The sequence below is a fragment of the Pediococcus ethanolidurans genome, from assembly GCF_001437405.1.
Taxonomy (GTDB): Bacteria; Bacillota; Bacilli; order Lactobacillales; family Lactobacillaceae; genus Pediococcus; species Pediococcus ethanolidurans.
Window position 1 is genome coordinate 21,221 of the sequence record NZ_JQBY01000017.1, and the last position, 20,118, is coordinate 41,338.

The 20,118-nt window shown below is 37.0% G+C and carries 19 protein-coding genes; all 19 read left to right on the top strand.

The features are described 5' to 3' along the window. Window positions 1–3 precede the first annotated feature (3 nt). The 19 genes from tgt (at window position 4) to IV87_RS07825 (ending at window position 20,092) form a co-directional block, all read left to right on the top strand. Complete coding sequence (gene tgt, locus IV87_RS07735) at window positions 4–1,146, top strand: tRNA guanosine(34) transglycosylase Tgt (RefSeq protein ID WP_057807080.1); 1,143 nt, start codon at window positions 4–6, stop codon at window positions 1,144–1,146. 59 nt (window positions 1,147–1,205) lie between these two features. Next, window positions 1,206–1,628 (top strand): preprotein translocase subunit YajC, encoded by a 423-nt coding sequence (gene yajC / locus IV87_RS07740; protein ID WP_057807131.1) that lies wholly within the window; start codon window positions 1,206–1,208, stop codon window positions 1,626–1,628. 122 nt (window positions 1,629–1,750) lie between these two features. Then, window positions 1,751–3,241 carry a glucose-6-phosphate dehydrogenase gene (gene zwf, locus IV87_RS07745; protein ID WP_057807082.1) on the top strand — a complete coding sequence of 497 codons (1,491 nt, stop codon included), beginning with the start codon at window positions 1,751–1,753 and terminating at the stop codon, window positions 3,239–3,241. Between the two features lie 100 nt (window positions 3,242–3,341). Then, window positions 3,342–4,466: a DNA polymerase IV gene (gene dinB / locus IV87_RS07750; protein ID WP_057807133.1), complete on the top strand. Its 1,125-nt coding sequence runs from the start codon at window positions 3,342–3,344 to the stop codon at window positions 4,464–4,466. Between the two features lie 96 nt (window positions 4,467–4,562). After that, window positions 4,563–5,528 carry a DHH family phosphoesterase gene (locus IV87_RS07755; RefSeq protein ID WP_057807085.1) on the top strand — a complete coding sequence of 322 codons (966 nt, stop codon included), beginning with the start codon at window positions 4,563–4,565 and terminating at the stop codon, window positions 5,526–5,528. Window positions 5,529–5,531: 3 nt separating this feature from the next. Further along, window positions 5,532–6,908, top strand: a complete 1,377-nt coding sequence (locus IV87_RS07760; protein ID WP_057807087.1) for a DEAD/DEAH box helicase — start codon at window positions 5,532–5,534, stop codon at window positions 6,906–6,908. 249 nt (window positions 6,909–7,157) lie between these two features. Continuing rightward, complete coding sequence (gene alaS / locus IV87_RS07765) at window positions 7,158–9,797, top strand: alanine--tRNA ligase (protein WP_057807089.1); 2,640 nt, start codon at window positions 7,158–7,160, stop codon at window positions 9,795–9,797. A 119-nt stretch (window positions 9,798–9,916) separates the two neighbouring features. Beyond that, a complete protein-coding gene (locus tag IV87_RS07770; protein WP_057807091.1) occupies window positions 9,917–10,216 on the top strand; it encodes an IreB family regulatory phosphoprotein in 300 nt (99 codons plus the stop codon). Beyond that, entirely contained in the window at window positions 10,213–10,653 is a 441-nt protein-coding gene (gene ruvX / locus IV87_RS07775; protein WP_057807093.1) for a Holliday junction resolvase RuvX, read from the top strand. The genes IV87_RS07770 and ruvX overlap by 4 nt, the downstream gene beginning before the upstream one ends. Window positions 10,654–10,662: 9 nt before the next feature. After that, window positions 10,663–10,950: a DUF1292 domain-containing protein gene (locus IV87_RS07780; RefSeq protein WP_057807094.1), complete on the top strand. Its 288-nt coding sequence runs from the start codon at window positions 10,663–10,665 to the stop codon at window positions 10,948–10,950. Window positions 10,951–11,122: 172 nt separating this feature from the next. Beyond that, window positions 11,123–13,480 carry an endonuclease MutS2 gene (locus tag IV87_RS07785; protein WP_057807097.1) on the top strand — a complete coding sequence of 786 codons (2,358 nt, stop codon included), beginning with the start codon at window positions 11,123–11,125 and terminating at the stop codon, window positions 13,478–13,480. An 84-nt stretch (window positions 13,481–13,564) separates the two neighbouring features. Continuing rightward, window positions 13,565–13,876 carry a thioredoxin gene (gene trxA / locus IV87_RS07790; RefSeq protein WP_057807099.1) on the top strand — a complete coding sequence of 104 codons (312 nt, stop codon included), beginning with the start codon at window positions 13,565–13,567 and terminating at the stop codon, window positions 13,874–13,876. A 229-nt stretch (window positions 13,877–14,105) separates the two neighbouring features. Beyond that, complete coding sequence (locus IV87_RS07795; protein WP_057807101.1) at window positions 14,106–14,255, top strand: teichoic acid D-Ala incorporation-associated protein DltX; 150 nt, start codon at window positions 14,106–14,108, stop codon at window positions 14,253–14,255. Window positions 14,256–14,292: 37 nt separating this feature from the next. Further along, complete coding sequence (gene dltA / locus IV87_RS07800) at window positions 14,293–15,819, top strand: D-alanine--poly(phosphoribitol) ligase subunit DltA (RefSeq protein ID WP_057807104.1); 1,527 nt, start codon at window positions 14,293–14,295, stop codon at window positions 15,817–15,819. Beyond that, a complete protein-coding gene (gene dltB / locus IV87_RS07805; protein WP_057807106.1) occupies window positions 15,819–17,018 on the top strand; it encodes a D-alanyl-lipoteichoic acid biosynthesis protein DltB in 1,200 nt (399 codons plus the stop codon). Before dltA ends, dltB begins: the two co-directional genes overlap by 1 nt. Before the next feature lie 28 nt (window positions 17,019–17,046). Continuing rightward, a complete protein-coding gene (dltC, locus tag IV87_RS07810) occupies window positions 17,047–17,283 on the top strand; it encodes a D-alanine--poly(phosphoribitol) ligase subunit DltC (protein WP_057807108.1) in 237 nt (78 codons plus the stop codon). After that, a complete protein-coding gene (gene dltD, locus IV87_RS07815) occupies window positions 17,283–18,539 on the top strand; it encodes a D-alanyl-lipoteichoic acid biosynthesis protein DltD (protein ID WP_057807110.1) in 1,257 nt (418 codons plus the stop codon). Before dltC ends, dltD begins: the two co-directional genes overlap by 1 nt. A 123-nt stretch (window positions 18,540–18,662) precedes the next feature. After that, window positions 18,663–19,493 carry a glutamate racemase gene (gene racE, locus IV87_RS07820; protein WP_074693939.1) on the top strand — a complete coding sequence of 277 codons (831 nt, stop codon included), beginning with the start codon at window positions 18,663–18,665 and terminating at the stop codon, window positions 19,491–19,493. Beyond that, a complete protein-coding gene (locus IV87_RS07825; RefSeq protein WP_057807114.1) occupies window positions 19,493–20,092 on the top strand; it encodes an XTP/dITP diphosphatase in 600 nt (199 codons plus the stop codon). The genes racE and IV87_RS07825 overlap by 1 nt, the downstream gene beginning before the upstream one ends. Window positions 20,093–20,118: the final 26 nt, after the last annotated feature.

The following is a 20,118-nucleotide window of genomic DNA, read 5'->3' on the forward strand; positions in this document are numbered from 1 at the left end:
TGTTTGGAACCTGCAATTAAGTACCATTTAATTAAAACAGAAAAGCATACTGGAGCACGATTGGGAGAAATTGAAACACCACATGGCACGTTTCCTACCCCAATTTTTATGCCTGTAGGAACCCAGGCAACGGTGAAAGCAATGTCACCAGAAGAACTCGAAGATATTGGTGCTGATATTATTCTTTCAAATACGTATCATTTATGGGTACGACCTGGTGAAGACATTGTGAAAGAAGCTGGTGGTCTTCACAAGTTTATGAATTGGAAGAGAGGAATTTTAACTGATTCTGGTGGCTTCCAAGTTTTTTCATTAGCAAAATTACGTGATATCTCCGAAGAGGGAGTTCATTTTCGTAATGAAATCAGTGGTGCAAAGATGTTTCTCAGCCCTGAAAAGGCAATTCAAATTGAAAATGATTTGGGCCCTGATATTATGATGAGTTTTGATGAATGTCCGCCCTTCTTTGAAAGCTACGAGTACGTTAAAAATTCAGTAGAAAGAACAAGCCGGTGGGCAGAACGTGGATTAAAGGCCCATCAAAATCCCGATTGGCAAGCTTTGTTTGGTATTGTACAGGGAGCAGGGTTTAAGGCCTTAAGAGAGCAAAGCGCAAAGGACTTGGTAAGTTTAGATTTTCCGGGTTATTCCATTGGTGGTTTATCCGTAGGCGAATCAAAGGATGAAATGAATCGCGTTTTGGAGTTTACAACCCCGTTGTTGCCTGAAAACAAGCCACGTTACTTAATGGGCGTTGGATCGCCTGATTCGTTAATTGATGGTGTAATTCGAGGTGTGGATATGTTTGATTGTGTTTTGCCAACCCGAATTGCCCGTAATGGTACTTGTATGACGTCTCATGGGCGCTTAGTGGTAAAGAATGCCAAATATGCGCGTGACTTTACACCAATTGATGATAATTGCCACTGTTATACTTGTCGAAACTTTACGAGAGCGTATGTCCGTCACTTGATGAAAACCGACGAAACGTTTGGGTTGCGTTTAACTAGTATTCATAATACTTATTTCTTAGTTCATTTAATGAAACAGGTGCGTCAGGCCATTAAAGATGATAATTTATTGGAATTTAGAGAAGCTTTCTTTGAAGAATACGGGTATAATCAAGCGCATCCAAAGAATTTTTAAATTCACTGGAAGTTAACAGTAATATTTGATACAGTTAAGATAAAGAAAATGAGGTGTTTATATTGGTATTAGGAGCAAATGCAAGTTTCGGTGGTACCGGAAGTATTATTTTTATTGTTTTAATTTTTGGATTAATGTATTTTATGATGATTCGTCCACAAAAAAAACAACAACAAAAACATCAAGAAATGATGAGCAAGCTTCAAGTCGGTGATAAGGTTGTGACAATTGGCCGTTTACACGGAGTTGTTGACAAAGTCGATAATGACGCAAAAACCGTGACATTAGATTGTGACGGAATTTACTTGGTATTTGATCGGACGGCAATTATGCGTGTAGATCACGTAGAAGCTGTTCAACCAGCACCCAAAGCAACTGATGAAGCAGAATCAACAGACGATAAGACTGCCGATGATGAAGCAACAAAGGCACCAGATGCACCAGCTGACGATTCAACTGATGATGATGCAAATAATAAATAGATAGTTTAAAAAATTTGAAACTTTTTTAGTTTCAAATTTTTTTTGAGTTTTATAAGTTGTGTATTTTGTACGAAAGTTTCATAATTGAAACGAACAGATATTGTGAAAGCGGGGCAAATGTGATGACACAGCAAGCGTTATTTATTATTTTTGGAGGAACAGGTGATTTAGCGTATCGCAAATTGTATCCCTCATTATTTCGTTTGTATGAAAAAGGATATTTGAAGGACAACTTTGCCGTTATTGGAACGGCACGCCGTCCTTGGACAGATGATCACTATCATGAAGTTGTTATGAACGCAGTTGCTGATGATGGTCATGAGTCAGATCGTACTAATAGCGAGTTGGCTCGCAAATTTGCCAGCCATTTTTATTATCAATCACATAATGTGAATGATACCGAACATTATGTAGCTTTGAGAAATTTGGCCGATAAACTAGATGAAAAATATAATTTACAGGGAAATCGAATTTATTATTTAGCTATGGCACCACGATTTTTCGGAACTATTGCGGCTCATCTCAAATCTGAAAAGTTAATTACAGACCACGGATATAATCGCTTGATTATTGAAAAACCATTTGGAAGAGACCTTAAAACAGCTAAGGAACTTAATGATGATATTTCTGCTTCTTTTTCTGAAGATCAGATTTATCGAATTGATCATTATTTGGGTAAAGAGGCTATTCAAAGTATTGCTGCATTACGGTTTGGCAATCAAGTGATTTCATCGCTTTGGAATAAAGAACATATTGATAATATTCAGATCACCTTGGCAGAATCACTGGGTGTTGAGGAACGTGCCGGATATTATGAAACAGCAGGTGCTTTGCGAGATATGGTGCAAAATCATATTTTACAAATTGTTTCTCTGTTAACGATGGAAAAACCAAGTGAGTATACAGCTTCAGAATTGCGTGATCGCAAAGTTGAAGCTCTTCAAAATATTAAAGTCTATTCAAAAGAAGAGGCTTTGAATAATTTTGTGCGTGGTCAATATGGCGAAGATGCGGATCGTACTCAATCTGATTATCGACACGAAGAAGGAACAGATGAGCAATCACAAATTGAAACTTTTGTTTCCGGAAAATTAGAAACCAAAAATAAGACTTTAGCGGGTGTTCCTATCTATGTACGAACGGGTAAACGATTAGCAAGAAAGTCAACTCAAATTAATGTGGTGTTTAAAAATGTTCAGACAAATATTTTTAAGGCTACCGGAGCAGATGATAGTAATCTGAATCAAAATGTCTTGACCTTGTTCATTGAGCCTGATCAGGGTTATCGCTTTGACTTAAATGTTAAGAGTGGTAATCAGAGTTATGGTATTATGCCAATTCATTTGGATTATCATAAAACTTCTGCGGAAAAAGCAAAAATTCCAGAAGCTTATGAAAAGTTAATTCATGACGCTCTTGATGGCAATCGGACCAACTTTGCGCATTGGCATGAAGTTGCACAAGCATGGCGAATTGTTGATGTTATCCGCGATGCTTGGGATGGCGAAAAAGCAGATTTTCCAAATTATGTTAGTGGTTCAATGGGGCCACAAGCATCTCAAGATCTATTAAAACGCGATCATAGAAAATGGATATTTGATGCTACCAACTAAATAAAATTAAAACGGATTTTGGAATAAAAATTTTCTAAGATCCGTTTTAATTTGCTTGCTTTCAAACGTATGTTCGGATAAACTGGATTTGGGTGATAAAATGGATGCAAGTATTGAGATTCTTCCCATACATGTGAATACTTCTAGAAAAATAATCCATGTGGATATGGATGCATTCTACGCTTCAATTGAAGAACGAGAAAATCCAAAATTACGTCTGAACCCATTAGTAGTGGCAAGAGATCCACGCCAAACTGGTGGTAAAGGGGTTGTGGCAACTGCAAACTATCTTGCGCGAAAAAAGGGTGTTCATTCTGCGATGAGTGCACAAAAAGCGTTGGAGCTGTGTCCAGAGGCAACTTTTAAAACACCAGACTTCACGTTATATCGAAAAGTTTCGGATCAAATTCATGAAATTTTTGCTGAATATACGGAAATGATTGAACCGGTTGCTTTTGATGAAGCCTATTTGGACGTCACACATAATAAAAAACAGATTGAGAGTTCAGTGGAAGTTGCACACCAAATCCAAAGTGAAATTTATGCTAAGACACAGTTGACTTGTTCAACGGGTATTTCGTACAATAAATTTTTAGCAAAATTGACTTCAGAATATCAAAAACCAGTTGGCGTGGCAGTAGTCTTACCAGAAGATGTTCGTGAATTTCTAGATAAGCTGCCAATCGAAAAGTTTCGCGGCGTTGGTAAAAAAACGGTTCCCAAAATGCATGATTTAAAAATTTTCAATGGCCAGGATCTTTATAAAAGAAGTGAATTGGAGTTGATTCATCATTTTGGTCGTTTTGGGGACGTTTTATACCACCATGTACGTGGTTCTGATGATCGCCCTGTGGCATACCAAAGAGAACGAAAATCAATTGGTAAGGAAAGAACGTACAATCCTAATTTGACGTCTGAATTAGAAATTGAAGATGAACTAAAATTATTGGCCCAAAAAGTGGCCGAAACGATGAAACAAAAACAAAAACACGGGAAAACGTTAGTCTTAAAGGTGAGATATTCAGATTTTGAAACAATTACTAAACGGCAAACCTTCACAGAATTCTTAGATAATAGCGAAGAAACCTATCTTTTTTATGCGCGGCAATTATTTGATGAATTTGGAAATAGCCAGCGAGGTATTCGATTATTAGGAATTACACTAACAAATTTAGCGGGTATGAATTTTGAAAACATGACATTGCCTTTATTTAATCAAGACTGATTTCTTGTTTTGTATTTAACCTTAAAAGCTAGTATACTGGGATGAAGTGAAAACACGCATTCCTTTTAATTTAGTTTGAAACAGAAAGAAGAAATTATGACACTGCAGCAAGAAATTTTTGAACAAATCAAAAAACATCAACGAATTATTATTCACCGACATCAGCGACCAGATCCGGATGCAATTGGATCTCAAATTGGTTTAGCTGAAATTATTCATGCATCATTCCCAATGAAGACGGTGTTAGCAGTGGGAAAACAAATCAGTGGTTTATCTTGGATTGGTAATATGGATGTTGCCGATGATGATGACTACGATGATGCGCTGGTTATTGTAACCGACACGGCGAATCCGCCCCGGGTGGATGATAATCGCTATACTAATGGCCAAGAATTAATTAAGATCGATCATCATCCAAATGATGATCCCTATGGTGATTTAATCTGGGTGCTGCCGAATGCTTCCAGTAGTTCCGAAATGGTTTTTGATTTTTATCATCAATTTAAAAAAGAACTTAAGTTAACGCCGAAAGCTGCTGAAGCTTTATATGCGGGTATTCTTGGCGATACTGGTCGTTTCTTGTATCCAGCGACGACGCCACATACATTACGTGTAGCAGCTTCATTAATGGCAACAGGTTTTGATGTAACGGCGGTTAATCAGAAGTTAGATAGTATTGCATTACCAGTGGCACGTCTTTCTGCTTATGTTTACGAAAATTTGGAAATTACGGATGCAGGGGCGGCTACAGTTTGTCTGACCGCAGAAGTATTGGATAAATTTGATTTAAAGGATGCGGGCACCGCGGGAGTCGTACCGCTCCCCGGAAAAATTGATTCTGTCGTTTGTTGGGCAATTTTTGTTATTCAACGAGATGGAACTTATCGTGTACGTTTACGTTCAAAAGGTCCAACAATTAATGAACTTGCTAAAAAACATGATGGAGGCGGTCATGCTTTAGCAAGTGGGGCAAAAGCAAAAGACTTAGATGAAATAAAGGCCATCAAAAATGAATTGGCCGAAATTGCCACTGCTTATCAGAAGAAGAACAAGAAGGAGTAATTAATGAAAAACGGTTTTACAGAGTTTAATTTGCAACCATTTCTGCTCACCGCATTAAAAGAAATTAATTTTAATCAACCAACACCGGTTCAAGAAAAGTTGATTCCAGTGATTGAAGCAGGAAAAAGTGTGATTGGGCAATCTCAAACGGGTAGTGGCAAAACACATACCTTTTTATTGCCTATTTTGAATCATATTGATCCTCAAAAACAACAGGTGCAGGTTGTTATTACGACACCAAGTCGTGAACTTGCTTATCAAATTCATACTGCTGCACGGCAACTGGTGAAATTTTCTGATAGCGAGATTGAAATTGGAAACTATGTTGGTGGAACAGATAAAAAACGACAAATTGAAAAGTTAAAGCACCGTCAACCACAAGTGGTTATTGGGACACCTGGAAGAGTTTGGGACTTGATTAGTAGTCAAGCACTGGACGTTCATTTGGCTGCCCAGTTTGTGGTGGACGAAGCTGATATGACACTTGATATGGGCTTCTTAAATGAAGTGGATAAGATTGCCGCAAGTTTGCCTAAAAAACTACAGATGATGGTTTTCTCGGCAACCATTCCGCATTCATTAAATATCTTTTTAAAGAAATATATGGTTAATCCAGTCATTGAGGAAATCCCTGTACAAAGTATAATTAGTCCAACAATTGAGAATTGGTTGATTTCTACCAAGAGTAAGGGTAAAAATAACGTGATTCATCAACTTTTAACTATTGGAGAACCTTACCTTGTACTTATCTTTTGTAATACCAAAGAGCGTGTTGATGAATTAACTTATTATTTAAAAAATAAAGGTCTAAAAGTTGCCAAAGTCCATGGTGGCGTCCCACCTCGCGAACGAAAACGTGTCATGAAAGAGATTCATAATCTTGATTTCCAATTTGTTGTTGCAACTGATTTGGCTGCCCGAGGAATTGATATCGAGGGCGTTTCAATGGTAATCAATGATGGTATTCCTGATGATTTGGACTTCTTTATCCATCGTGTTGGTCGAACTGGGCGAAATGGTATGTCAGGGATAGCAATTACTTTGTATGAACCCGGCGAAGAGGCTAAGGTTTCGGAAATTGAAAAATTAGGTGTCAAGTTTCAACCTAAGGCAATTAAAAATGGTGAAGTAGTTGATTCCTACGACCGTAATCGCCGAACAACACGTGTTAAAGATCATCATAAGTTGGATCCTACAATGGTTGGAATGGTTAAAAAGAAGAAACGCAAGGTTAAACCTGGATATAAACGTCGTATTAAAAAAGCAATTGAAATTCAAGATCAAAGAGATCGACGAGTTGCTAAACATCAAGAATTTCTTAAAACAAAACGACAGAAAATTAAACAGAATCGTGCTAAACGAAATTCAGGGGAGCATTGACAAGCAGTTATTTTCTGCAATATAATAGTTTTTGGTTAAGGACATATTAAAATTAATAAAATTTCAGAAACGTTTTGGCTAATGTGAAAAACGATTTTATGGTTTTAAGGCTACCTTATAAGAGGATTCGCGACTCTGCGTTAAAGAGCTTAAGAGGTAAACGATCAAGATCGTTGCAAGTAAAGTGGTACCGCGCTAAAGCGTCTTTACTAGCAACGGTCTTTTTATGTGATTAGAAAGGGAAAAGATATGGAAAAGAAATCAAGTAGTGAAATCAGACAAATGTTTTTAGATTTTTTTCAATCTAAAGGTCATATTATTGAACCTAGTGCTTCATTAGTTCCTCATGACGATCCAACGCTGTTATGGATTAATTCTGGAGTAGCTACAATGAAAAAATATTTTGATGGTAGTGTAGTTCCAGAAGTGCCACGTTTGACCAGTTCTCAAAAAAGTATTCGTACAAACGATATTGAAAATGTGGGGCATACAGCGCGTCATCATACCTTATTTGAAATGTTAGGCAATTTCTCCGTTGGTGATTATTTTAAAGAAGAAGCCATTACCTGGGCTTGGGAACTTTTAACGAGTCCTAAATGGTTCGCAATGGACGCAAATAAGTTGTTTATTACAGTTTATCCTAAGGATACGGATGCTAAGAAATACTGGGAGGCTGTAGGAGTTCCCGCGGATCATATTATTGCGGTGGAAGATAACTTTTGGGATATTGGTGAGGGTCCTAGTGGTCCTGATTCTGAAATCTTCTATGATCGTGGTGAATCTTTCAATAATTTGGCTGCTGACGATCCAGAAAATTACCCTGGTGGTGAAAATGAACGTTACCTGGAGATCTGGAACATTGTCTTTTCCCAGTTTAACCATAAACCAGATGGTTCCTATGAACCGTTGCCCCATAAAAACATTGATACGGGGATGGGACTTGAACGAGTTGTTTCCATTTTTCAAAATGCACCAACTAATTTTGAAACTGACTTGTTCTTACCTTTAATCCATAAAACAGAAACTTTCAGCGGAAAAACTTACAATGACGATAAGGAACAAGATGTGGCATTCAAGGTTATTGCCGATCATGCGCGCGCAATCACATTTGCTATTGGCGATGGTGCGTTACCTTCAAATGAAGGACGTGGCTATGTTATTCGACGTTTAATCCGGAGAGCCGTAATGTATGGTCAAAAATTAGGAATTGAAAAAAGTTTTCTATACAAGTTGGTTCCTGTTGTTGGCGAAATCATGAAATCCTATTATCCAGAAGTTTTAGAGCAAAAGGATTATATTGCTAAGGTTGTTGAATCTGAAGAAAGTCGTTTTAATGAAACCTTAAATGATGGTGTTCATTTACTCGATCAAATCATTGCGAAAACAAAAGCAGCTAATGAGACTAAAATTTCTGGTAGTAATGCATTTAAGCTTTTTGATACTTATGGTTTTCCACTGGATCTAACGATGGAGTATGCTCATGATGAAGGCTTAGAAGTTGATCAAGATGGTTTTAAAGCAGAAATGCAACAACAAAAACAACGTGCTCGTGCAGCTCGAGGTAATCAGGTGTCCATGGGTGTTCAATCTGATCTTCTAACAGACATTAAAACGCCAAGTCGTTATGTTGGTTATTCTGATTTAGAGGTTGAACATAGTGTCTTAAAGGACATTATTCAGAACGAAAAGATTGTGAGTTCCGCACAAAAAGGTGAAGCACAGCTCATTTTTGATGTCACACCGTTTTATGCTGAAATGGGTGGTCAGGTTGCTGATAAGGGAACAATTACGGATGAACATGGTAATGTTGTAGCTGAAGTAAAAGACGTGCAGCATGCACCTAATGGACAAAACCTGCATACGGTTAAGGTACTGCAGCCACTAGAAACGGAACAAGCTTATTCGCTAAAAGTAGATCCTCATTTTCATAGTAAGGTTGAAAAAAACCATACTGCTACGCATTTGTTAGATCAGGCTTTACGAGATGTTTTTGGTTCACATACCAAACAGGCAGGCTCATTAGTTGAGCCAGACTATTTACGTTTTGACTTTACTCATTTTGGTCAGGTTACCTCAGAAGATCTTCAAAAAGTTGAAGGAATTGTTAACCAAAAGATTTTTGCGGAAATTCCAGTGACTACTGTAGAAACTGATATTGAATCTGCCAAAAAACTCGGAGCAATTGCTTTATTTAGTGAAAAATATGGTAAAAAAGTTCGCGTTGTGAGTGTTGGTGATTATTCAGTTGAATTTTGCGGTGGAGATCATGTTAAAAACACCAATGAATTAGGCCTGTTTAAAATTGTTTCTGAGTCCGGTGTAGGTGCTGGTGTTCGTCGAATTGAGGCTGTTACATCTGCAGAAGCTTATGAGTATTTGGTTAGCCACGAAAAACTACTTAGAGAAACTGCGCAGCAAGTTAAGGCCATTCAGATTAAAGATACGCCAACTAAAGTAGCTCAGTTACAAGAAAATTTAAAGAGTTTAACCCAAAAAGTAGCTAATCTTGAAACAAAGATGGCTAAACAAGAAGCTGCTGGAGTTTTCGATAATGTTAAACAGGCTGGTCAATATTCTGTAGTTGCAGATATCATCAAAGTTTCTGGAATGGCACAACTTCGTGATTTGGCTGATGATTGGAAACAACGCGCAATTTCTGATGTGTTAATTCTTGGAACAACGGTTGGCGAAAAAGCAAACTTATTAGTTGCCGTTTCCGATGAAAAAGTTAAAACGGGATTAAAGGCTGGAGACTTGATTAAAGCCATTGCTAAGGAGATAAATGGTGGCGGTGGTGGCCGTCCTAATTTAGCACAGGCTGGTGGAAGTAATCCAGCTGGACTCAAACAAGCTTTAGCCGATGGAATTGATTGGTTAACAGAAAAGTGATTTTTTGTTGCTAGTTGACTAAAACGGTGTTACGAATTGATTACATTAGCCTTCATTGTTTGTACTTTTTTTGGTGATCGGGTAGAATTACCTTGATGACAGTATAGGAGGTGCTTTCGATGAGTAAACTGGATAAAACAATGTTTTTTGATTTCAGCAATGATGCTCCTAAGGATTTACATGAGACCTTGAAAACGGTTTATGATGCTTTGGAGGAGAAGGGATATAATCCGATTGACCAAATTGTTGGGTACTTACTCTCGGGAGACCCTGCGTATATTCCCAGATTAAACGATGCTCGTAATTTAATTCGCAAGCATGAACGTGATGAAATAATCGAAGAATTAGTTCGCAATTATCTTTCGAAAGATCACAATGATTTGGATAAATCTGGCCAATCGGCAGGTCATATTAAATGAGATTGATGGGTTTGGATGTTGGCTCGAGAACTGTAGGAGTGGCCGTTAGTGATGAGTTAGGCTGGACTGCTCAGGGCGTGGAAATTGTTAAAATTAACGAAGATCAAAAAGAGTTTGGTTTGGACCGAGTTAGTGAACTAGTTAAACAATATGACGTTGGTGGTTTTGTAGTTGGGTTGCCAAAAAACATGAATAATACTTCTGGTCCAAGGGTAGATGCTGCTAAGGCGTATGGACAACTAATGATTGATACCTTTGATTTACCAGTAGATTATCAAGATGAACGCCTAACAACAGTGGAAGCTCAACGAATGTTAATCGAACAGGCAGACACGTCACGAAAAAAACGAAAAAAAGTCATTGATAAACTAGCAGCTAGTTTGATTTTAGAGAATTATTTAGATCGACACGGTAAATTATTAAATAACTTAAAGTGAGGTTTCCTAATGAGCGAAGAGGAACAACAAATTACACTCGTTGACGAACACGGAAATGAAGAGCTTTACAATGTTTTATTCACATTTGATTCTGAAGACTATGGAAAGTCTTACATGTTTTTATATCCGTCAGATGCAGAAAATGATGAACAGGTTGATATTCAGGCTTATTCATACATTCCAGATGCTGATGGTAATGCAGATGCAGGACAGCTAAACGAAATAGAATCAGACGATGAATGGAAAATGGTTGAGGAAGTCTTGAATACTTTCTTAGGCGATAACGACGAAGAATAGATTTCCATTTTAGCCTCGTAAAAACGATCAAATCTGAGTTGAGCATTATTCAGATCTGATCGTTTTTATTTGATTATTTGAGCGCAAAACAGTTTTGTGTTCAAGCCTATTGAATTGCGCTAAAATACGAATAAATAACTAAAAGGACTAACAAACTAAAAGGACTAACAAAATGAATAAAAAGATTTTTGAAACTTTAGAGTATCAAAAAGTAAAAGATAAATTAAAACCCTATTTGGCGTCTCAAAGTGGTCGTCAAGAGTTAACAAACTTAACTCCTATGGTAGCGCATGAACAAATTCAGTTTGCTTTAACTGAAACTTTGGATGGTGCAGATGCATATCGTTTAAAGGGAGGTATTCCAATTGCTAAGCTAGACAATATCGGCCCTCAAATGAAACGTCTTGAAATTGGTGCAACGTTAAGTGGACTTGAATTATCTCAAGTTACTAAAATGCTGCGTTCAACGCAAGATGTTATCAATTTCTTTCAAAAATTACAAGAAGAAAAAATTGAATTCCATACGTTGTACGATACGGTCAAAAAGTTACAGGCTTTGCCAGAAATTTCAAAACGATTAATTAAATCGATTGAAGGAGATGGCCATATAACTAGTGAGGCGTCGGATAAATTGTTTGGTATCCGGAGTAGAATTACAACTACGGAAACTTCAATTCGAGCGAAGATGGACAGTTATACACGAGGAAAAGACGCAAAATATCTTAGTGAATCAATTATTACAATGCGCGATGGACGCTACGTTATTCCGGTTATGGCACAATATCGCAGTCACTTCGGTGGAGTGGTCCATGATCAAAGTGCATCTGGTCAAACAATGTATATAGAACCGGCCGCAGTAATGGATTTGAACAATCAGTTGCGACAAAATCAAGTTGAAGAAAAAAATGAAGAAGAAAGAATTCTAGCAGAACTTTCTGAACTTCTTGCTCCCTATCGAGAAGATTTGTTGAATAATGCGGCAGTATTGGGACATTTGGATTTTATCAATGCTAAAGCACGTTATGCTGCAGAAATTAAAGGTACAGAACCAACAATATCAGCAGAAAATCATGTTCATTTTAGAAATGCACGTCATCCATTGATTGATCCTAAGAAAATTGTTCCAAATGATATTGATTTAGGAACCGATTATAAAGCGCTTATTATTACTGGGCCTAATACTGGTGGTAAAACCATTACATTAAAAACGTTTGGTTTATTGCAACTAATGGCTCAATCAGGGTTATTTATTCCGGTTGCTGAACATAGTCAAATGGGTATTTTTACAGAAATTTTTGCTGATATTGGTGATGAACAATCGATTGAGCAAAATTTAAGTACTTTTTCTTCACATATGGACAATATTGTGCAGATTTTAGCACAAATTGACGAACATAGTTTAGTTTTGTTTGATGAACTAGGAGGGGGAACAGACCCCAAAGAAGGAGCTGCCTTGGCCATTGCAATTTTAGATCGTGTGGGTAGTGCGGGAAGTTATGTCTTAGCCACGACACATTATCCGGAATTGAAGGCCTATGGCTATAATCGTCCGGAAACAATGAATGCCAGTATGGAGTTTGATACAGAATCATTAAAACCTACGTATAAGTTGCTGGTGGGTATTCCTGGAAGTAGTAATGCGTTTGATATTGCCAAACGATTAGGACTTGAATCTGGCGTTATTATGCAAGCTCGTTCGTTAATGGATCAGGATAGTCAAGATTTGAGTGCAATGATCAAAGATCTATCAACTCGTCAAAAAGAGGCTGCCGATCGTGCTGATAAATTAAAGATTGAAGTAGCTGAATCGGAAACTTTGCATAAGGATTTAACTAATGAATATCAGAAATTACTTAATTCGAAAGATCAGTACTTGGAAAAGGCAAAGCAACAAGCTAATGATTTGGTAGATAATGCTGAAGAAAAGGCCGATAAAATAATTAAAAAACTTCGAAAAATGGAAATGCAGGGCGGAGCTGGAATTAAGGAAAATCAATTAATTAATTCTAAAAGTGGTTTAAATGCCTTGCATCAGGCCCCTAGTCTGAAGAAAAATCGAGTTCTGCGACGTGTAAAAGCAAAACAAGAGCTTAAGGTTAATGATGATGTAATGGTAACCAGTTATGGTCAGCGTGGATCATTGCTGCGACAAATGGATAAAAAGCATTGGGAAGTTCAAATGGGTATTTTGAAAATGAAAGTGCCAACTGATGAGCTTGAAAAAATTGCACCTGATAAAAATGAATCCGCTGGTAATCGAACGACAATTCGACGAACAAGTTCAGCTGTTAAAACAACTTTGGATTTACGTGGCAAACGGTATGAAGAGGCAATGACTGAGGTGGATCGTTATATTGATTCTGCGTTATTAGCAGGGTACCCAATGGTTACAATTGTCCATGGTAAGGGAACTGGTGCGTTACGTAAAGGGATCACACAGTACCTACAAGGCAATCGCCAAGTGAAACATTTTGAGTATGCAGCACCAAATGTAGGTGGTAATGGCGCAACCGTGGTACATTTTAAGTAACTAATTTTTTGTAAGCAATATTATTGGTGTTTAAAACAAACTTTGATAAACTGTTATTAGTAAATGAGAAAGAAGGCAATTAAAATGGTAGAAGCAATTACTGATGATAATTTTAATGACAAAACTAGTAAAGGTGTCACTTTAACGGATTTTTGGGCAACTTGGTGTGGTCCTTGTCGTATGCAGTCTCCAGTTGTTGAACAATTGGAGGGTGAAATGAACGATCAGGTTAAGTTCACTAAGATGGATGTTGATGCTAATCCGAAGACCGCTCAAAACTTTGGCATTATGAGTATTCCAACTTTGATGGTTAAAAAAGATGGTGCCGTTGTTGATACACTAGTTGGTTACCACTCTAAAGAACAAATTCAAAAAGTTTTAGCCCAATACGCTTAAAAGCTTTATAATAAATTAAACGCAGTGTGACACGGATTTCAATTCGTGTTATGCTGCTTTTTTTGTTTCATTTATGGCCGTTTTTTTTGAACGAAGTAAAGAATTAGTTAACAGTTGCGTTAATGGATTGTTACAGAAAGATTAATTGATTATACTGAAAGATATTTACAGGTCGATTAATTCATGAGATACTGTGAAAGTGAAAAGCGTGTATTCAAGGGGGGATAACATGAAAGACTTTTTAAAAACATTTTGGCAGCGAGAATGGGTAAAATTTCTTGGACGAATGTTTTTTTATTTTGCAGTTTTTTTGGTTCTGGTTTATCTATACGGATATAGCGGTATTGAAGGCGGAACATTTATTTATAATGAATTTTAAATTAGGCTAATTTTTTGATTTACCGGGGGGATTTTTAATGAAAATTACAAATGTGATTCAGGCGATTGATCAAATTGCCGAAAAAACGCCTGAACGAATTGCATATGATTATTTAGGCAAGACACATACTTATCAAGAATTAAAGCATTATTCTGATGCTTTAGCAGAGAAAATAACGCAAATGAATCTGGCACCACAAACGCCTATTATGGTTTATGGTGAACAAACGTTTGAAATGATTGCCACATTTTTAGGATGTGTCAAAAGTGGACATGCTTATATTCCAATTGACAAGCATTCCTCAAATGATCGCTTGACTATGATTCAAGAGATTGCAAACCCAGCAGCTTGCATTGCCGTTGAGAGTTTACCAATTCAGCTTACCGGTGTTTCAGTAATTACTCCAAGTGAATTGCATCAGATTTTTCAACAAAATGCGAATAAAATTGTTAAAAATGCGGTTCATGGAAATCAAAATTTTTATATTATCTTTACGTCAGGAACAACTGGCAAACCAAAAGGAGTTCAAATTAGTCATCAAAATTTAACCAGTTTTGTAAATTGGATGCTGGCAGACTTTGAGTTACCAAGCCACCCGACTAGTTTGGCACAAGCACCTTATTCTTTTGATTTATCCGTGATGAGCTTGTATCCAACACTTGTGAGTGGTGGAACTTTAAAGGTATTACCAAAAAACGTAACGGACAATTTTAAACAACTTTTTGAATATTTACCTGAGATGAAATTGAACGTTTGGGTATCAACACCTTCTTTTGTTGATATTTGTTTGTTGGAACCAACCTTTGATGCAGAACATTTACCTGATTTAAGTCACTTTTTATTCTGTGGTGAAGAATTGACACATCAAACGGCTGAATTATTAAAGCAGCGGTTTCCGACTGCAAAAATATTTAATACGTACGGTCCGACCGAAACAACAGTTGCAGTGACGGCTGTCGAAATTACGCAAAAAGTTTTAAACGATTATGAGCGATTACCAATTGGAAAAGCAAAATCAGATACCATAATTGAGATTGTGAACGATAAAGGTGCTGTTTTGCCTGATGGCGAAGAGGGCGAAATTGTTATTTCGGGACCTGGTGTATCTAAGGGATATTTAAATAATCCACTCAAAACGGCTCATGCTTTTCAAAGTGTGGGAAATCACCATATTTATCATTCTGGAGATTTAGGAAAAAAAGATAGAAATGGTATGTTACGTTATCTCGGTCGTTTAGATTTTCAAATTAAATTGCATGGTTATCGAATTGAACTTGAAGAAGTTAATCATTTCTTGAATGCACAAAAGCTAATCAAACAGGGGGTGGCGGTTCCTAAATATGATGTAAACCATAAAGTTTCCCAGTTAGTAGCTTATGTAATTGCACAAGAAACAGATGCTGCTGAAACAAGCATAGCGTTGACCAGAGCAATTAAAACGGATTTACAAAAAACAATGATGCCATACATGGTACCAAATCGATTTGTTTTTAAAAACAAATTACCACTGACTGCCAATGGCAAAATTGACATCAAATTTATTATGAGTGAGGTTAATTCTTAATGTTATCTTTTACACCATATGAAAACCCCATGTACTTTGGTATTTTAGGCCTTGGTTTATTACCAATTGTGATTGGAATTCTGTGTGGTAAGAGGTTTCATTGGTATGAAACACTTATTTCGGTCTTCTTTTTAATTCTTACATTTGGAGGCCCAAAACTCACACAAGGATTTGCTTTAATTGCGTATTTAATTTATGAGGTTCTGCTGGTCTGGTGCTATACAAAGTACCGTAAAAAAAATAATAACACGGGTGTTTTTGTAAGTGCGGTCATTTTGGCAATCATACCACTTGTTATTGTGAAGCTAACGCCAGCCATTCAAAACGGTAAACAATCGATTATTGGATTTTTGGGGATCAGTTATTTAACCTTTAAGGCTGTGCAAACTATTATGGAATCTCGTGATGGTGTGTTGAAGGCTTTTAATCCTTGGTTTTTCTTACAATTCTTGGTGTTTTTCCCTACAATTTCATCAGGACCAATTGATCGTTATCGACGTTTCAAACGTGATTATGATCGTGTTCCAAAACAGGGGAAATATCTGCAGTTGTTACAAAAAGGGCTACACAATATTTTTAAAGGTTTCATATATAAATATATGTTGGCATATGTTTTTGGCACAATGTTATTACCAAAATTAGAACATCAGGCCTTAATGGCTCACGGACTATCATGGTCATTAGTTGGCGTTATGTATGTTTATAGTATGTATTTGTTTTTTGATTTTGCCGGTTACAGTTTATTTGCGGTTGGAACCAGTTACTTTATGGGTATCGAAACGCCAATGAACTTTAATTCGCCATTTAAATCTCGTAATATTAAAGATTTCTGGAATCGTTGGCATATGACTTTATCCTTTTGGTTCCGAGATTACATTTATATGCGATTAGTTTTCTTTTTTATGAAACATAAAGTTTTTAAAAGCCCGAAAACAACCGCTAATGTGACCTATATTCTGAATATGACAATTATGGGATTCTGGCACGGTGTGACATGGTACTATGTTACTTACGGTATTTTGCACGGGGCCGCGCTCGTTGTAAATGACTGGTGGCTCAGGTATAAAAAGAGCCATCGTGGTCAAATACCACATAATAAATTTACGGAAGTTTTTGCAACTTTCATAACTTTTAATTTTGTATGTTTTACATTTCTACTTTTTTCAGGTTTTCTGAATAAAATGATAATGATGAAGTAAATTAATTTTTGAAGGGGAGTACAATAAAATGGATACAAAAGAAACAGTTTTAAATGTTTTACAAGATTTAACAGGTAGTGATTTAAGTGATGATTTAGACGATAATCTTTTTGAAAATGGCTTACTAGATTCGATGGGAACTGTTCAACTACTTTTACAATTGCAAAGTGAACTAGGGATAGAAGTACCTGTTTCTGAATTTGAGCGTAGCGAATGGGACACGCCCAATAAGATTATTGCAAATACCGAGGAAATGTTGAAATAGTGGCAAAAAAACTTTTTCTGATATTTGGACCGGTAGTTTTTGCGGCGCTTTTGTTGTTTGCACTCTTGTTTTCCCCATTCAAATTAAACCATATCACGGCTAAAACTGAAAACAAGGCAGCACTTGCGCTATCACCAAATGTACTTAAGGGACAGGTAATCAAAGAATCTGCTTTATCACACGAAAAATTTGTGCCATTTTTTGGTTCTTCAGAATTTTCTAGATTTGATTTTTCTCATCCATCCGTTCTGGCAACTAAATACAATCGTAGTTATACCCCATTTTTAATGGGGGCACCTGGGACACAATCACTGACGCATTATTTTCAGATGCAGTTAATTACCTCACAGATGAAGAACCGTAAAGCTGTTTTTGTAATCTCACCGCAATGGTTTGTCAAAAAAGGTGCTCGTAAAGATGCATTTGGATTTTACTATTCACCTTTACAGTCAACAACTTGGCTTTTGGACCGCAAACAAAACAATGCAACAGATCGTTATGCGGCTCAACGCCTTCTTGACATGCCTTCTGGAAATGCCAATCATACCATTATGATGGCCTTAAGGCGTGTGGCTAAAGGACAAAAGATTACGCACCAGCAGCGAACTTATCTGATCTATGAGCAACGTTTATTGCAACATGAGGATCAACTGTTTTCAGCATTAAAGATAAAAAATAATCAGCGTAAAATAGACCGCTTAACTAAGCAGTTACCAGAGCATTATCAGTTGCATGAGCTTAATCAATTGGCAGTTAAACAAGGTGAAAAGCACACTACTAACAATCGTTTTGGCATTGATAATCGTTTTTATGCTCGTCGACTCCGTTCAAAAGAAAAAAAGTTTAAAAATTTTGAACAAAATTGGACATATACACAATCACCAGAGTTTAGCGATTTTGAATTAGTTTTGGATCAATTTGCGGCATCCGATACCAATGTCGAGTTCATTATTCCGCCAGTTAATGAAAAGTGGAGTAAATACACGGGCTTGTCTACTAAGATGTTAAAACAATTTGATCAGAAAATTCGTTATCAACTTACTTCGCAAGGATTTACTAATATTTGTGATCTCAGTGACAAAGGCGATGTGCCATATTTCATGCAAGATACCATTCACTTAGGTTGGCGTGGTTGGTTAGCTGCAGATCAAGCAATTGATCCATTTTTAACACAAAAACAGACAACACCAACTTATCATATGAACAACAAGTTTTATTCAAAAGAATGGCAAAATCAACTTAAAGTTAACAACTAGTAATTCTAGAGAATACCAAAAGCAAAACAACATTATAATGGTTGTTTTGTTTTTTTGAAGCAGTCAGTACTTGCTTTTCGGTTTTTAAAAAGAGATAATGTAGTTTCAGATTACGTGAAGAGGATGAAAAAAATGGATAATCGTGCAATTGGATTTATGGATTCTGGTGTGGGTGGCTTGACGGTTGTGCGGGAAGCACTTCGCCAGTTACCATTGGAATCTGTATGTTTTATTGGGGATCAAGCTAGATTACCGTACGGTCCCCGCTCAAGTGAGGAAGTTCGTCGATTTTCTGAACAAATGGCCGCATTTTTATTGAAAAAAAACATTAAAATGTTAGTCATTGCTTGTAATACGGCAACTTCTGCAGCTTTAGAAGATTTGAAAGAAAAGTTACCTATTCCTGTGGTTGGCGTCATTTCGCCTGGTAGTCGTGCCGCCTTGAAAGTATCTCGTAACCGACGAATTGGTGTTATTGGTACGGAGGGAACCATTAAAAGTGGTGCATACGAACGCGCAATACTGTCCAAAGATAGTTCGGTTGAAGTTTTTAGTTTGGCATGCCCGAAATTTGTACCATTAGTTGAAAGCAATGAATATGATTCACCAATTGCTAAAAAAGTTGTGGCCGAAACGCTTCAATATTTTGAAAATAAGCATGTTGATACATTGGTATTAGGATGTACACATTATCCACTGTTGAGACCTATTATTCAGGATGTAATGGGAGGGCAGGTTACCTTGATTGATTCCGGCGCGGAAACAATTGGAACGGTATCGGCCTTACTGGATTATTTTGATATTGCTAAAGATGCGTCTGGAGATCGTACTAAAAACCATTACTTTACAACCGCATCACCAAAGAGTTTTAATCAAATTGCAAGTCAATGGTTAGAGATTAATGTGACGGCCGATAAAACTAAAATTGATCAATTAAAATTAGAGGTAAAATGATGGCACAAAAAGAACAAATTATTATTGCAACTAATAATGATGGAAAGCTTCGTGAATTTCAGAAATTATTTGCTGCCAAAAACATTGAGGTGACATCCTTAAAAAATTATCCAGAAATTGGAAAAATTGCGGAAACCGGAATGACTTTTGAGGAGAATGCTACAATCAAGGCTTCTGCTGTGGCTAAGAAAACTAAGTTGCCAGTTTTGGCAGATGATTCAGGTTTGGAAGTTGATGCTTTAAATGGGCGACCAGGAATCTTTTCGGCGCGTTATGCCGGTGATCACGATGATGCGGCGAATAATGCTAAACTATTGAGTGAACTTGCAGGAGTACCGGTAGAAAAGAGAACAGCTACGTTTCATACAACATTAGTTCTAATGAAGCCTGATGACAGCAAGCTGGTAGTAGATGGCGAACTTCGAGGCAGAATATTAGCCGTTCCAAGGGGCGATAACGGTTTTGGCTATGATCCTTTATTTTGGGTTCCAGAAAAGAACCAATCTTTGGCTGAAATGACTGCCGAAGAAAAGAATACAATTAGTCATCGTGGTAGAGCTAGCCAAAAATTACTGAAAGTGTTTGATGACTGGTGGTAGTTTAAACGAAAAATTTAAAATAAATA

Coding starts and splice junctions, on each gene's coding strand:
- trxA (WP_057807099.1), top strand. CDS start 13,565: ATGGTAGAAGCAATTACTGATGATAATTTTAATGACAAAACTAGTAAA.
- dinB (WP_057807133.1), top strand. CDS start 3,342: ATGGATGCAAGTATTGAGATTCTTCCCATACATGTGAATACTTCTAGA.
- IV87_RS07795 (WP_057807101.1), top strand. CDS start 14,106: ATGAAAGACTTTTTAAAAACATTTTGGCAGCGAGAATGGGTAAAATTT.
- racE (WP_074693939.1), top strand. CDS start 18,663: ATGAAAAAAATGGATAATCGTGCAATTGGATTTATGGATTCTGGTGTG.
- IV87_RS07780 (WP_057807094.1), top strand. CDS start 10,663: ATGAGCGAAGAGGAACAACAAATTACACTCGTTGACGAACACGGAAAT.
- dltB (WP_057807106.1), top strand. CDS start 15,819: ATGTTATCTTTTACACCATATGAAAACCCCATGTACTTTGGTATTTTA.
- IV87_RS07755 (WP_057807085.1), top strand. CDS start 4,563: ATGACACTGCAGCAAGAAATTTTTGAACAAATCAAAAAACATCAACGA.
- alaS (WP_057807089.1), top strand. CDS start 7,158: ATGGAAAAGAAATCAAGTAGTGAAATCAGACAAATGTTTTTAGATTTT.
- zwf (WP_057807082.1), top strand. CDS start 1,751: ATGACACAGCAAGCGTTATTTATTATTTTTGGAGGAACAGGTGATTTA.
- IV87_RS07770 (WP_057807091.1), top strand. CDS start 9,917: ATGAGTAAACTGGATAAAACAATGTTTTTTGATTTCAGCAATGATGCT.
- dltA (WP_057807104.1), top strand. CDS start 14,293: ATGAAAATTACAAATGTGATTCAGGCGATTGATCAAATTGCCGAAAAA.
- IV87_RS07785 (WP_057807097.1), top strand. CDS start 11,123: ATGAATAAAAAGATTTTTGAAACTTTAGAGTATCAAAAAGTAAAAGAT.
- IV87_RS07760 (WP_057807087.1), top strand. CDS start 5,532: ATGAAAAACGGTTTTACAGAGTTTAATTTGCAACCATTTCTGCTCACC.
- dltC (WP_057807108.1), top strand. CDS start 17,047: ATGGATACAAAAGAAACAGTTTTAAATGTTTTACAAGATTTAACAGGT.
- IV87_RS07825 (WP_057807114.1), top strand. CDS start 19,493: ATGGCACAAAAAGAACAAATTATTATTGCAACTAATAATGATGGAAAG.
- ruvX (WP_057807093.1), top strand. CDS start 10,213: ATGAGATTGATGGGTTTGGATGTTGGCTCGAGAACTGTAGGAGTGGCC.